Here is a 12,502-nt window from a genome sequence, read left to right on the forward strand (position 1 = left end):
TCGCAGCGGTTGCCGCTCCGCCGCTCCGGGTACGAGGCAGAGATGACCTTCACCGAGCGAGCCGCTTCTGTCGTCAAGGCCGGGTTCGGCGCGGCCTCTCACCTGCGCTCCGCGCGCATCTTCCACCCGGACGGAGCGCTGTTCACCGGCACGCTCCGGCTGAGCGACGCCGCGTCGCCCGCGGCCGCCGCCCTGGGCGCACCCGGGTCGTGGCCGGTCACCGTCCGGGCGTCGAAGGCGCTCGGGACCCCGGGCGAGTGGGCGGACATCCACGGCATCGCCGTGCGCGTGAACCATGACGTCGGGCTGGTGGACCTGCTGTTCGCGACGGTCGGCAGCAGGGTGCCGTTCGTCCTTGCACCGTCGCGGGGCTGGGGCACCCAGCCGTACAGCACGCTGCTGCCGTACCAGACCGACAAGCACCACGTCGTGCTGCGCCTCGACGCCGCGGAGCCAGACCGCGCCACCGCCGGCGACCTTGACTCGATCCGCAGCGCGGTCGCGACCGGTCCCCTGCTGTTCGTGGTGTCCGAGCGGACGATCCTCGGATCGTGGCGCCCGATCGGACAGCTCGCCCTGGAGGAGCGGACCGAGGCGCAAGTCGCGTTCGACCCGGTGGTCAACCAGCACCCGCGCCTCGCCTACCCCGACGCGCTCGCCCGCTTCCGCTCGTGGGCGTACTCCGGCTCGCGCCAGGGTCGGGACGCGGACACCGGGGACGTCGTGACTACCGCCGGACGCGATAGCGGAGGTGCGTGACGCCCTCGCCCTCGAGCACGCGGACGAGCTCGAGATGCCGCTGGTCGACGCCCTCGAAGAGCGGACGGCCTCCGCCGAGCAGGATGGGCACGAGGTGGATCTGCAGCTCGTCGAGCACGCCGGCGGCGATCGCGCGCTGGGTGACTGCCGCGCCGTGGACCAGGACGTCCTGGTCACCGGCCGCCTCCCTCGCCGCCGCGAACGCCTCCTCGACGTCGTTGCCGTAGTGGACGAGCGGCCAGTTGGCCGTCCAGTCCGGGCGGGGCCGACGGCTGAGGATGTGCATCGGGACGCCGTCGTGGTGGTCGCCGCCCCAGCCCTCGGCCGGCTCGAACGTGCCGCGGCCGGCGACGATCGCGCCGGTGGCCATGAACTCGTCGATGACCTGCTGGTTCACCGGCCCGGGCTGCTCGGCCAGCACCCAGTCGTGCAGGGCGTCGCCGCCGTCGCCGAGGCCGTTGTCGTCGGTCTCGTTCGGTCCGGCGACGTAGCCGTCGAGCGACATCGACATGTAGAGAACAGTTGCCATGGTGGCTCTCCTGTCACGCGCTGGGCGCGATGTTCTGGTTGAGGTGGAAGAGGTTGTCCGGGTCCCACGCGTCCTTGAGCGCGGTGAGGCGGGCGAGCTTCTCCGGGCTGTAGGCGCGACGGACGCCGGCGACGCCCTCGTCGGTGAGTGAGTTGACGTAGACGCCGTTCGCGAACGGCTCCATCGCGGCGCCGTACCGGCGGGCGACCTGCAGGCGCCACTCGTCCTCGGCCGGGTCGGTCCAGCGCGTGGCGCTGACGAACTCGAAGACCGTGTCGCGGCCGCTGAACGCCGTCGCGTCGTCGGGCACGTCGGCGATGGCACCGCCATAGGCCTGGAAGCTGGCGTACGGGAGCTCGCCGGTGCCGTCGGGCGAGCCGCGCAGGATGAACGCCTCGATCGCGTCGTCGGAGAGCTCGGCGAGGAAGTGGCCCTTCCAGTACCGGCGGTGGTGCGGCGCCTCGAGGTCGTAGTCGTCCATCTGCTGCAGCTCGAGGTACGAGCGCTCGATGATCTGCTCGCCGGACGGGCGGAGATCGCGCAGTGCCTCGGTCAGCTCGACCATGCCGGTGGGGTCGCCGACCCAGACGAAGCCGAGGTCCACGTGCAGACCGTCGCCGACGTCGCCGACCCAGGCCGTGAGCGTGCACTGCCGCGGCGCGGTGGCCGCCAGCTCGCGCCAGCCGCGCATCGCCTCGGCGGCGGAGTCGACCGGGAAGGTGAAGATCGCTTGGGTGGTCCGGCCGGTGACCTCGTGCAGCCGGAACTCGAAGTCGGTGACGACGCCGAAGTTGCCGCCACCACCGCGGAGCCCCCAGAACAGGTCCGGGTTCTCGTCGGCGCTCGCACGGACCTGGCGGCCGTCGGCGGTGACCACCTCGAAGGAGACGACGTTGTCGCACGTCAGCCCGTGCTGTCGGGCCAGCCAGCCCATGCCGCCGCCGAGCGTCAGCCCGCCGACGCCGGTGTGCGAGACGTTGCCGGCGGTGGTGCCGAGGCCGAGCGGGAGGCTCGCCCGGTCGAGCGCGCCGAGCAGCGCGCCGCCCTGGACGCGAGCCCGCCGGGCCTCCGGGTCGACGGTGACCCGGTCCATCGGGCGGAGGTCGATCACGAGCCCGCCGTCGGCGATGCCGTGCCCGACGACGCTGTGGCCGCCGCACCGCACCGACACCTCGAGGTCGTTCTCGCGCGCGTGACGGATCGCGGTCGCGACGTCGTCCGGCGTGCTGCACCGGACGATCAGCGCGGGCCGGCGATCCACCATCGCGTTCCACACCTGGCGGGTGCGGTCGTACTCCGGGGAGTCCGGGGTGACGACCTCGCCCCCGAGGTCCGTCACGCGACGGCCTCGGCGACGGGGGCGACGTGGTGGTCGTGGCCGCCGGAGTAGTCCTGGCGGCGGTAGAGCATCACGGCGAGCATGGTGACCAGCATCAACGTGTGGCCGCCCATCATCAAGGTCCCCGCGGAGATCCAGTCGGCAGCCAGCGGCGCCAGGAGGACGACGAACGGCGCGACCATCGCGACCGACATCTCCACGATCATCTGCCGCGGGTGCCCGCGGAACGCCATCCAGCCGGCCATGCCGATCGTCATGTCGGCCGCCATCACCAGTGTGTGGACCACGTCGTGGTCGTGGATGCCCGGCCAGACGACCATCCAGATCCCGCCGAGGATTCCCATGCCGGCGAACATCGCGAGCACCATCTCGACGTAGTGCCCGATGAACTTCAGAGTGCTGCGATTCATGTGTGTGTCCTTTTCACTAATGCGAAGTATCTCGCGTCAGTGACGCTACGCCGGGTCGAGCGTTAATGCAAGAGTTTTCGCGTTATAGTTTTCGCATGGACAGCGGACGACCGATGCAGAGGCCCGGCGGCCGCTCCGCGCGGGTCCGCGCTGACGTCCACGCCGCGGCACTCGACCTGCTGCAGAAGCACCAGTGGGAGGAGCTCAGCGTCCCGATGGTCGCCGAGGCGTCGGGCGTGCACCAGGCCACGATCTACCGGCGCTGGGGCACGATGTCGGGGCTGCTGAACGACGTGGTGAGCGAGTGGTCGGCCACTGACGCCGCGCTGCCCGACATCGGCTCGCTCCGCGACGACCTGCTCGCCTACGCCGCCGCCGTCGCGAAACCGCTGCAGGAGCAGATGGTGCCGCTGATCCTGCGTGCCGTCGTGATGGAGATCCGGCCCGGCGAGAAGCGTCAGCCGTCGGCGTCGTTCCTCGAGCGGGAGCAGCAGCTGCAGGAGATGCTCGACCGCGCCGAGGCCCGCGGCGAGGCCGTGCCCACGCTCGCCGAGCTGCTCGAGATCGTCGTGGCGCCGCTGTACTTCCACGCCCTGTTCAGCGAGCCACTGCCGGTCAAGGAGTCGGCGCGTCTGGTGGACCGGCTCCTCGACGTCGTCGCGCAGCGCGCCTAAGAGGTCGGGGCCCAGAGCCGGTCGGCGTCGCCGGCGGCGACAGCACCGCGGTAGACGTCGACTTTGTGGTCGATCATCGCCAGGCTCTCCTGGATCTCGGCCAGCCTGGCGCGCACGTCGTCCCGGTGTGCCTCGAGGAGGGCGAGGCGCTCGCTCTCATTCCCGGGCCCGGCGGCGACGAGGTCCGCGTAGCGCTTGATCGTCCGGACAGGCATCCCGGTGGCCCGCAGCTTGGTGCAGATGGTGATCCACTTCAGGTCGAGCTCGCGGTAGCGGCGACTTCCCCCGGGCGTGCGGTCGACCGGCGTGACGACGAGGCCGGCACGCTCGTAGTAGCGCAGCGTGTGGACGCTGACGCCGCTCAGTCGGGCGGCCTCGGCGATGCTGACGCCGTCGCGCTTGACTTCGAGCACGCTCTAGATCTTAGCGTCGAGGGCATGAGCATCAGGGCCGTGGACCGCACCGTCGACCTCGACCGATGGGCACGGGTCGGGGTCCTTGCCACCTGCTGCGCCAGCATGATCCTGGTGGTGATGGACCTGTCCATCGTGAACGTCGCGCTGCCGTCGATCCGCCACGACCTGGACGCGTCGGTGTCCGGCCTCGCGTGGACCGTGGACGCCTACACACTCGTCCTGGCCAGCTTCCTGCTGCTGGCCGGCTCCACGGCTGACCGCGTCGGACGCCGCCGCGTGTTCCGGGTCGGGCTGACGGTGTTCGGGCTCGGCTCGCTCGCTTGCGCCCTGGCGCCCGGGATCGGCTGGCTGGTCACCGCACGGGCGATGCAGGCGGTCGGCGGGTCGATGCTCAACCCGGTGGCGCTGGCGATCATCGCCACCACGTTCACCGAGCGGCGGGAGCGGGCACGTGCCATCGGCGTGTTCGGCGCCATGTCGGGACTGGGGTTGGCGCTGGGCCCGATCGTGGGCGGGGTGCTGGTCGATGCGGTCGGCTGGCGCGCTGTCTTCGCGATCAACCTGCCGGTCGTGGTGGCTGCCCTCACGGCTACGAGGTTGTTCGTGCCGGAGTCGCGCGCGGAACGGGCCCGCCGCTTCGACCTCGTCGGTCAGGTGCTCGTGACCACCACGCTCGCGAGCGTCGTCTACGCCACGCTCGAGGCCGGGACCTCCGGGTGGGGGTCGACCGTCGTGCTCGGCCTGCTCGCCCTGGCGGCAGCGTGCGTTCTCGGACTCGTGGCGTACGAACAAGGGCGTGCCGACCCGCTCCTCGAGCTGCGCCTGTTCCGCAGCCTGCCGTTCTCCTCGGCGATCCTCATGGCCGTCCTCGCGACCTGCGGGTTCGGTGCCTTCCTGTTCGTCTCGACGCTGTACCTGCAGGAGGTCCGCGACCTGTCCGCCATGCACGCCGGCCTCTCGCTGCTCCCGGTGGGCGGCCTGGTCGCGCTGCTCTCCCCGGTCGCCGGCCGACTGGTCGCGGCACGCGGCCCGCGGCCGCCCCTGGTGGTCGCCGGGTCTGCGCTGGCCCTCGGGGGCCTGGCGTCGCTCGGGCTGCGTTCCGGGACATCAATGCTCGTCGTGCTGGCCGTGTTCGCGCTGTTCGGCGTCTTCCAGGGCACCATCAACCTGCCGATCACGACCACCGCGGTGGCGGGCATGCCGCCGTCGATGACCGGCACTGCCGCGTCGCTCGCCTCGACGGGCCGACAGGTCGGCATCAGCCTGGGCGTCGCGGTCGCGGGCTCGATCGTCGGCGCGAGCCGGGGCAGATCATTCACCGACACCACCCAGGCCGTCTGGTGGATGGTGCTCTGCCTCGGGACCGTGATCGTCGTGCTCGGCGTGCTGAGCACCCGCGCAGACCGGCGCAGATTCAGCTAGAGCAGGAGAGGGCCGACGGTCGCGATGCCGTCCTGGATGGCGCGGACGCCGGTGTTGCCGAAGCCGATCACCAGCTGCGGCGGGTGTGGACCGGGCGCCGAGCGGTAGCGGCTCATCCCGTACAGACCGACCCGCCGCTCACGCGCGGCGTCGGCCACGGCCTGCTCGTCGGCGCCCTCGGGCAGGTGTGCGACGGCGTGGAAGCCGGCGGCGAGGCCAGTCAGTCGGACGCCCGGGGCGTGCTCCACGAGCGACGTCACGAGGGCGTCGCGACGCTTGGCGTACTCGGACCGCATCCGGCGCAGGTGCCGGTCGTAGCGGCCGGACTCCATCAGGGCGACGAGCGCCAGCTGGTCGAGGGTTGGGGCGCCGCGGTCGGCCAGCTGCTTCGCGACCCCCACCGGCTCCACGAGCCACTCCGGCAGGATGGCCCAGCCGAGCCGGAGGGCCGGGACGAGCGACTTGCTCACCGTGCCGATCGAGACGACGTGCTCGGGCGCCAAGCCCTGCAGGGAGCCGACGGGCTCGCGGTCGTAGCGGAACTCCGCGTCGTAGTCGTCCTCGATGACGACCGCGTCGCGCTCGCGAGCCCAGGCGAGCAGCTCGTGGCGTCGCTCCGCGGCCAGCACCACGCCGGTGGGCCACTGGTGCGCCGGAGTCACCACGACCACCCGGGCACCGCTGACGTCCAGGGCGGCGACGTCGATGCCCAGGTCGTCGACGGGGACGGCGACACAGTCACCCAGGGCAGCCCGGGCCGCGGCGGTGACAGTGCCGATCGAGCCGGGGTCCTCGACGGCGACGACGGTGCGGCCCGTCTCGGCCAGGGCCCGCAGCACGATCGCAAGGCCTTGCTGGAAGCCCGCACCCACGACGATCCGCTCGGCCGTGGTGTCGACGGCGCGGACGCGTCGCACGTAGGCGGCAAGCACCTCGCGGAGCCGGAGGTCGCCACGTGGGTCGCCGTAGTCGAACGCGGTGTTCGGGGCGGTGCGGCAGGCCTCGCGCACGGCCCAGGCCCAGTCGTCGCGCGGGGCGAGGCCGAGGTCGGGGACGCCGGAGGCGAAGTCGGCGATCAGTCGGGGCGCGGCAGGTGCCGGTGCCGGAGAGGGCTCGACGGTCTCGCGCGAGGCGATGTCGGCGACGCGCGTCGCAGATCCGGACCGGGAGGTCAGGTAGCCCTCGGCGACGAGCTGCTCGAAGCACTCCTGCACGACGCCGCGGGACACCCCGAGCTGGCCGGCCAGCGATCGCGAGCTCGGCAACCGCTCACCCGCGGCCAGCCGGCCGGAGCGCACGGCGTCGCGGAGCTGGGACTCGATCTGCACGCGCAGCGGCGTCGACGCCTCACGGTCGAGAGTGAGCAAGAGCTCCGGCGCCGAAGTGGACCACTCGATGGCCATGAAACTGGACCTTAGCAGTGGGTCGCTTCGGCCATAGCGTCGTGGACATGACCTCCTTGTTCACCCGCCCGCTGCTCCTTCGACTCGTCTCGGTCGTGGCGGTGGCCATCGGCTTCTACCTCCCGCTCGCCGCCGTGCCGATGTTCGCCGACGAGTCGGGCACGACGGCCGCCGCCGGCCTCGCCAACGCGGCCCTCCTCCTCTCGACCGTCGCCGGCGAGCTCGCCACGCCGCGGCTGGTCGCCCGCCTCGGCTACCGCTGGGCCCTGGTCGTCGGGCTCGTCCTGCTCGGCGTTCCGGCCCTCGTCCTGCTCACCCCGGCCGGCGCCTCGATCGCCGCGATTGTCGCGGTCAACGCCGTGCGCGGTCTCGGCTTCGCGGTCTCCGTCGTCGCCGGCGGCGCCCTCACTGCGGCGCTGATCCCCGCCGACCGACGCGGCGAGGGCCTGGCGCTCGTCGGACTCGTCGGCGGCATCCCGTCGCTGCTCGCCCTCCCGTTCGGCACCTGGGCGGCCGGGCACTGGGGCTACGAGGTCGTCTTCGTCCTGACGGCGGTCGTGCCGGTCCTCGCCATCGTCACCGTGCCCGGCCTGCCCGCCCGGCGGGCCACCGAGGGCGGCGCGCACGGCCTTGTCGCCGGGCTGCGCAACGGCTCGCTGATGCGGCCGGCCGCGATCTTCGCCGCCTCCGCGTCGGCGGCCGGCGTGGTCGTCACCTACCTCCCGCTGGCCGTCGCGTCGCACGCCGCGTGGGTCGCTCCCGTCGCCCTGCTTTTGCAGCCGGCGGCATCCACGGTCAGCCGCTGCGTCGCCGGCCGTCTCGGCGATCGTCGCGGTCAGGCCTGCCTGTTGGTGCCGGCGATGGCGATGTCGGTCGTCGGCATGACGGCCATGGCGGTCACGAGCTCGGGCGTCCTGGTGGTCGCCGGGTCACTGGTCTTCGGCACCGGGTTCGGCGTCCTGCAGAACGCGACGCTCGCCCTGATGTACGCCCGCGTCCCGGCCTCCGGGTACGCGACGGTCAGCGCCATCTGGAACGGCGCCTACGACCTCGGCATGGGCGCGGGCGCGATCGTCGTCGGCGCCCTCGTCGCCTCGACTGGATTCAGCGCCGCCTTCCTCGTCGTCGCCGCGTGCATGCTCCCTGCGCTCGCGATGGCCCACCGAGAGGCTCGACCGAGCAAGCCGCGCGCCGGCGGCCTCGACCTCGTTCCCGCCGCGGCGGCCTAGTCGCGGCGGGGCAGCCGCCACGGCTCGGTACTCGGGTTCGCGATGCGGACGGGAGTGCGGCGCCGGGCGAAGGCGACCATGGCCGCACCGAGCAGCAGGGCCAGCAGGCCGGCCGGGCCGCTCCAGCTCGCCGGCGTCGACGCCCCGGTGTCCGGAAGCACCGAGTCGTCGCCGCCGGACGAGCCGTCGTCCGAGCCGCCGGAGCCGCCCGAGCCACTCCCCCCGTCGTCGCCGCCCGGCGGGACCGCCGCCACGGCGAACGTGGTGCAGTCCTCTCCGTCGCTGGCGTTGCCGGCGGCGTCCGTCGCAGTGACGCAGACCTCGTGGTCGCCGACCGACAGCGAGGACGTGTCGATCACGGCGCTCAGCGTCCGGGTCGCAGCCAGCGGCGAGGCGAGCGCGGCCATCAGGCCCCGGTTGGCCGAGCCCATCGGCTCCCAGTCGCCACCGTCGAGCGAGTAGCCGACCGACGCCACGGACCGCGCGTCGTCGGCCGTCGCGGAGACGGTCGCGTCGTCACCCTGCGTGACCGGGTTCGGCGTGACCGTGAGGCTGGTGATCGTCGGCGCCGTCGTGTCCGGCGCGAGCACCGTGAAGGTCGTGCAGTCCTCGCCGTCGCTCGTGTTGGCCGCCGCGTCGACGCCGATCACGCACACCTGGTGTGTGCCGATGGCCAGCGCCGAGGTGCTGATCGTCGCGGTGACGCCCTCGGTACCGTCGCCGAAGGCACCGTCGGCGGCGTCCATGTCGACCGGGTTGTCGCTGTCGAGCACGTAGGTCGCGCCGGAGACCTCGCGGTCGTCCTGGACGGTCGCGGTCAGTGTCACGTCGTCGCCGACGGTCGGCTCATCAGGCGTCGCGATGACGTCCGCGACGGTCGGGTCGGTGGTGTCCGGCGGCGCCAGGATCGTGAACGTCTCACACGCCGTGCCGTCGCTCGTGCCACCGAGGACGTCGTGCACGGTGATGCACACCTCGTGGTCTCTCACGCCCAGGCCGGACGTGCTCGCCTGGACGATCACGCCCTCCTCGGGGCTGTCGAAGGCGCCGTCCGAGGCCTGCATCGGCTGGGCCGTGCCACCGTCGATCGCGTAGGTCGCCGAGGCCAGTGGGGCGCCGAACGCACCTGCCAGGCCCGAGACCTGGATGTCGGTGCCCAGGATGACGGGGTTCGGGACCACGACGACGGCGGACGCGACCGGCGGGAGGTAGTTCGCCGGCAGCACCGTGAAGGTGATGCAGGTGTCGTCCGCAGCGTTCGACGTGCCGTTCGCGTTCGTGCCGACCACGCAGAGCTCATGGTCGCCCGGGGCCATCGCAGTCGTGTCGAAGGTGCCGCTGATGTCCTCGGTGGCCTCGTCGAAGTCGCCGTCCGCGGCGCCCATGTCCGTCGGGTCGCTGCCGTCGATCGCAAACGTCGCCGCGTCGAGGGCCGAGCCACCCGAGCTGTCGGCCGTCGCGGTGACCGTCACGATGTTGCCGGCGGCGACCGGGTTGGGCGATGCCACCACGTCGGTGACCTCGACGCCCTCGGGGTCGGTGTTCTCGGCCTCGACCGTGATCGTCGTGCAGTCCTCGCCGTCACTGGCGTTGTCGGCGGAGTCGGACGCCGTGACGCAGAGCGTGTGCTCGCCCGGCTCGAGGTCCCTGGTCGACACCGTGGCCGTGACGTCCTCCTCGGCCCCGCCGAAGGAGCCGTCGGCGGCGTCCATCGGCTCGGGCGCCGCGCCGTCGAGCGAGTAGGTGGCCGAGGCCACGTCGCGGTCGTCGGAGACCGTCGCCGTCAGCGTCACGTCGTCACCGACGGTCGGGTGGTCGGGCGTGGCCGCCACGTCGGACACCGTCGGGTCGGTCGTGTCCGGTGCGAGCTCCACCAGGAACGACGCACAGTCCTCGCCGTCGCTCGTGTTGTCCGAGGAGTCGGTGGCCGTCACGCAGACGGTGTGCGAGCCCTCGCTCAGCGACGACGTGGCGATCGTGCTGGTGACGTCCTCAGTGGTGCCGAGGTACTCGCCGTCGTCCGGCGTCATGGTGACCGGAGAACCTCCGTCGAGCCGGTACGTCGCCGCGGCCACGCCACCGTCGTCCGTGACGGTGGCGGAGAGGGTGACGTCGCTCCCGATCGTCACCGGGCTCGGCGACGCCGAGAGGTCCGAGACCGTCGGGTCGGAGCTGTCGGCCTCGGCCCTGTAGATCCAGACGTAGTTGTCCTCGACGCCCGTCTGGGCTCCGGCGTCGTTGCTGACCCGGAAGTAGAAGTACTCGCCCCAGTCGTAGACGTCGGCCGGGTCGACGTCCGCCGTCACCTCCTCCGTGGACTCGTCGAACGCGCCGTCCACGGCGGTCAGCGTGCCGGACGAGCCGTGGAGCGACCAGGTGCCGCCGGTGATATTGGCGCCGTCAGTGCTCATGACCGTGGCGGTGAACTTCCCGGTGGCCGTCGCCGGCAGTGGGTCGGGCAGGACCTTGGCGTCCTGGACCACGAGGGCGCCGGTGCTCGGGTCGAGGATCTTGATCCACTCGCAGTCGTACCCGTAGCCCTCGTTGCCCTCGCCGTCGACGCCGTCGACGCAGACTGAGTACTCGCCCGGCGAGATCGACGACGTGTCGATCGTGCCGGTCACCTCTTCGGTGTTCTCGTCGAAGGTGCCGTCGACGGCGTCCATCGCGACGTCGTCGTTCCCGTCGACGCTGAAGTGCGCAGCGTCCACGCCGCTCCGGTCCGCCAACGTCGCCGTGACGACGATCGGTGCGCCTTGGACGACCGTGTCCGGCACGAAGGTGATGTCGGAGACCTCCGGCGGGTCGGTGTCGGGCACGACGACGGTGAAGGTCACGCAGTCCTTGCCGTCGCTGGTGTTGCCGACGGCGTCGTAGCCGATGACACAGGCCGTGTGGGAACCGTCGTCGAGGTTGCCGCTCCAAAAGCTCGTCTCGACGGGCTCGGACTCCTCGTTGAAGTCGCCGTCGGTGGCGTACATCTCCTCCGCGGGCTCGCCGTCGATGCTGTACCGCGCGCCGGCGACGTCGGCACCCGGCGTGTGCGCGACGGTGGCCGAGAGATCGACGTACTCACCTTGGGTGACCGTGGACTCCGACACCTGCACGTTGGAGACGGTGACCGCGTTCGGGTCCGCGGCCTGGACGCTCAAGGTCTTGCAGCTGGTGCCGTCGCTGTCGTTGCCCGTCGTGTCGGTGGCGACGACGCAGAACTCGTGCGGGCCTGGAGTCAGCGATCCGGTGTCGACGTTCGCGGTGAGGGACTCGTACGGTTCGTCGAACGAGCCGTCCTCCGCGTTCATCGCGACCTCGGGACCACCATCGATCGTGTAGTACGCGGACGCGACGCCGACGCTGTCGGCGGCATCGGCCGTCAGGACGACCGTGGGGCCGGGCACCACGACGTCGCGGTCGAGCATCACGTTGCTCACGGTCGGCGGCTGAGTCTCGTCGACCTCGTAGGTGATCGTGACCGACGGCGTCGCATTCGCGGCCGCCAGGCTGGACGAGCCGCCGGCGGGCACCAGGTTGGACCCGCCGCCGCCGCCGGCACCACAGCCGCCGGTCTCGCTGGCGCCGCCACCGCCGCCGCCGTACAGGCCGCCACCACCGCCGCCGCCCCAGTACGTGCCGTAGCTGTTGCTGCCGCCGTCGCCGCCCTTGCCGAGCGCACCGGCCGGGGCGTTCGTGCCGCCGGCACCGCCCGCGCTGGCCGTCCCCTTCTTGCCGCCGGTGCAGCCCAGCGCGGCGGAGCTGCTGCCGTCGGCACCCGCGTTGCCGCCCGGGGCGTCGAAGGCGCCGCCGCCACCGCCACCGGCGGCCACGAGCACCCGAGAGGTCAAGTTCGAGCTGCCGACGCGGACGTCGGACGCGCCGCCGCCGCGGGCAGCGCCGTTGCCACCGCGGCCGCCGCCGTTGAAGCTGGCGTTACCGCTGCCCGAGTCACCGTTGCCGCCCACCCAGACCGAGACGTAGTCGCCGGGGTTCACCGCCACCGTGCCAGTGACCGTGGCCGCCCGCCCCGGACTGGCTGAGGTGTTCGAGTCCCCGTGGCCGCCGGTCGCGACCACCTGGAGGCTGGTCACGCCCAACGGGACGGTGAAGTGCTGCTCGCCTCCGGTCAGCGAGAAGCTCAGGTTGATCGTGGCCGAGCTGGCCGGCGCGGCCGTGGCGACGAGCAGCGCGGCCGGCAGAGCGACCGTGGCCGATGCGGCCGTGACGAGATGAAGTCCGCGGCGCAAGCGCCCCCCGAGCATCGGCATGTGTCCCCCAACAGAGTCCGAGTTGGTTGATGTTGGCACATACATATGCCTTCTGTCAG

At 72.1% G+C, this 12,502-nt stretch carries 10 protein-coding genes; 4 read left to right on the forward strand and 6 right to left on the reverse strand.

Translation table 11 applies throughout. The features are described 5' to 3' along the window. Positions 1–42: 42 nt before the first annotated feature. On the forward strand, positions 43–759 hold the full coding sequence (locus tag FHP06_RS10640) for a hypothetical protein (RefSeq protein ID WP_147686535.1): 717 nt from the start codon (positions 43–45) through the stop codon (positions 757–759). Here FHP06_RS10640 and FHP06_RS10645 read toward each other — a convergent pair. Genes FHP06_RS10645 through FHP06_RS10655 form a run of 3 tightly spaced genes read right to left on the reverse strand, consistent with a single transcriptional unit; the run spans position 728 to position 3,037 of the window. Beyond that, entirely contained in the window at positions 728–1,288 is a 561-nt protein-coding gene (locus tag FHP06_RS10645) for a dihydrofolate reductase family protein (RefSeq protein WP_147686536.1), read from the reverse strand. The genes FHP06_RS10640 and FHP06_RS10645 overlap by 32 nt on opposite strands. Positions 1,289–1,301: 13 nt before the next feature. Next, complete coding sequence (locus tag FHP06_RS10650; RefSeq protein WP_230973478.1) at positions 1,302–2,627, reverse strand: FAD-binding oxidoreductase; 1,326 nt, start codon at positions 2,625–2,627, stop codon at positions 1,302–1,304. After that, positions 2,624–3,037, reverse strand: a complete 414-nt coding sequence (locus tag FHP06_RS10655) for a hypothetical protein (protein WP_147686538.1) — start codon at positions 3,035–3,037, stop codon at positions 2,624–2,626. Before FHP06_RS10655 ends, FHP06_RS10650 begins: the two co-directional genes overlap by 4 nt. Positions 3,038–3,132: 95 nt before the next feature. On the opposite strand from FHP06_RS10655, the gene FHP06_RS10660 reads away from it, so the two are divergent. Next, on the forward strand, positions 3,133–3,711 hold the full coding sequence (locus tag FHP06_RS10660) for a TetR/AcrR family transcriptional regulator (RefSeq protein ID WP_187271894.1): 579 nt from the start codon (positions 3,133–3,135) through the stop codon (positions 3,709–3,711). Here FHP06_RS10660 and FHP06_RS10665 read toward each other — a convergent pair. Then, positions 3,708–4,124, reverse strand: a complete 417-nt coding sequence (locus FHP06_RS10665; RefSeq protein ID WP_147686542.1) for a MerR family transcriptional regulator — start codon at positions 4,122–4,124, stop codon at positions 3,708–3,710. The genes FHP06_RS10660 and FHP06_RS10665 overlap by 4 nt on opposite strands. Positions 4,125–4,148: 24 nt before the next feature. Here FHP06_RS10665 and FHP06_RS10670 point away from each other — a divergent pair, with 24 nt between their 5' ends. After that, complete coding sequence (locus tag FHP06_RS10670) at positions 4,149–5,549, forward strand: MFS transporter (RefSeq protein ID WP_147686544.1); 1,401 nt, start codon at positions 4,149–4,151, stop codon at positions 5,547–5,549. On the opposite strand, the gene pdxR is transcribed toward FHP06_RS10670, so the two are convergent. Next, a complete protein-coding gene (gene pdxR, locus FHP06_RS10675) occupies positions 5,546–6,952 on the reverse strand; it encodes a MocR-like pyridoxine biosynthesis transcription factor PdxR (protein WP_147686546.1) in 1,407 nt (468 codons plus the stop codon). The two genes, FHP06_RS10670 and pdxR, sit on opposite strands and share 4 nt — an antisense overlap. Before the next feature lie 47 nt (positions 6,953–6,999). Between pdxR and FHP06_RS10680 the strand changes: the two genes are divergently transcribed. Further along, on the forward strand, positions 7,000–8,181 hold the full coding sequence (locus FHP06_RS10680) for an MFS transporter (RefSeq protein WP_147686548.1): 1,182 nt from the start codon (positions 7,000–7,002) through the stop codon (positions 8,179–8,181). On the opposite strand, the gene FHP06_RS10685 is transcribed toward FHP06_RS10680, so the two are convergent. Then, entirely contained in the window at positions 8,178–12,443 is a 4,266-nt protein-coding gene (locus FHP06_RS10685; protein ID WP_187271895.1) for an Ig-like domain-containing protein, read from the reverse strand. The two genes, FHP06_RS10680 and FHP06_RS10685, sit on opposite strands and share 4 nt — an antisense overlap. Positions 12,444–12,502: the final 59 nt, after the last annotated feature.

This window comes from Aeromicrobium terrae (genome assembly GCF_008039565.1).
GTDB classification, from domain to species: domain Bacteria; phylum Actinomycetota; class Actinomycetes; order Propionibacteriales; family Nocardioidaceae; genus Aeromicrobium; species Aeromicrobium terrae.

Bases quoted from the DNA above. Each gene is read 5' to 3' on its own strand.
- FHP06_RS10655 (WP_147686538.1), bottom strand. From the start codon at position 3,037: ATGAATCGCAGCACTCTGAAGTTCATCGGGCACTACGTCGAGATGGTG.
- FHP06_RS10670 (WP_147686544.1), top strand. From the start codon at position 4,149: ATGAGCATCAGGGCCGTGGACCGCACCGTCGACCTCGACCGATGGGCA.
- FHP06_RS10685 (WP_187271895.1), bottom strand. From the start codon at position 12,443: ATGCCGATGCTCGGGGGGCGCTTGCGCCGCGGACTTCATCTCGTCACG.
- FHP06_RS10645 (WP_147686536.1), bottom strand. From the start codon at position 1,288: ATGGCAACTGTTCTCTACATGTCGATGTCGCTCGACGGCTACGTCGCC.
- FHP06_RS10660 (WP_187271894.1), top strand. From the start codon at position 3,133: ATGGACAGCGGACGACCGATGCAGAGGCCCGGCGGCCGCTCCGCGCGG.
- pdxR (WP_147686546.1), bottom strand. From the start codon at position 6,952: ATGGCCATCGAGTGGTCCACTTCGGCGCCGGAGCTCTTGCTCACTCTC.
- FHP06_RS10680 (WP_147686548.1), top strand. From the start codon at position 7,000: ATGACCTCCTTGTTCACCCGCCCGCTGCTCCTTCGACTCGTCTCGGTC.
- FHP06_RS10640 (WP_147686535.1), top strand. From the start codon at position 43: ATGACCTTCACCGAGCGAGCCGCTTCTGTCGTCAAGGCCGGGTTCGGC.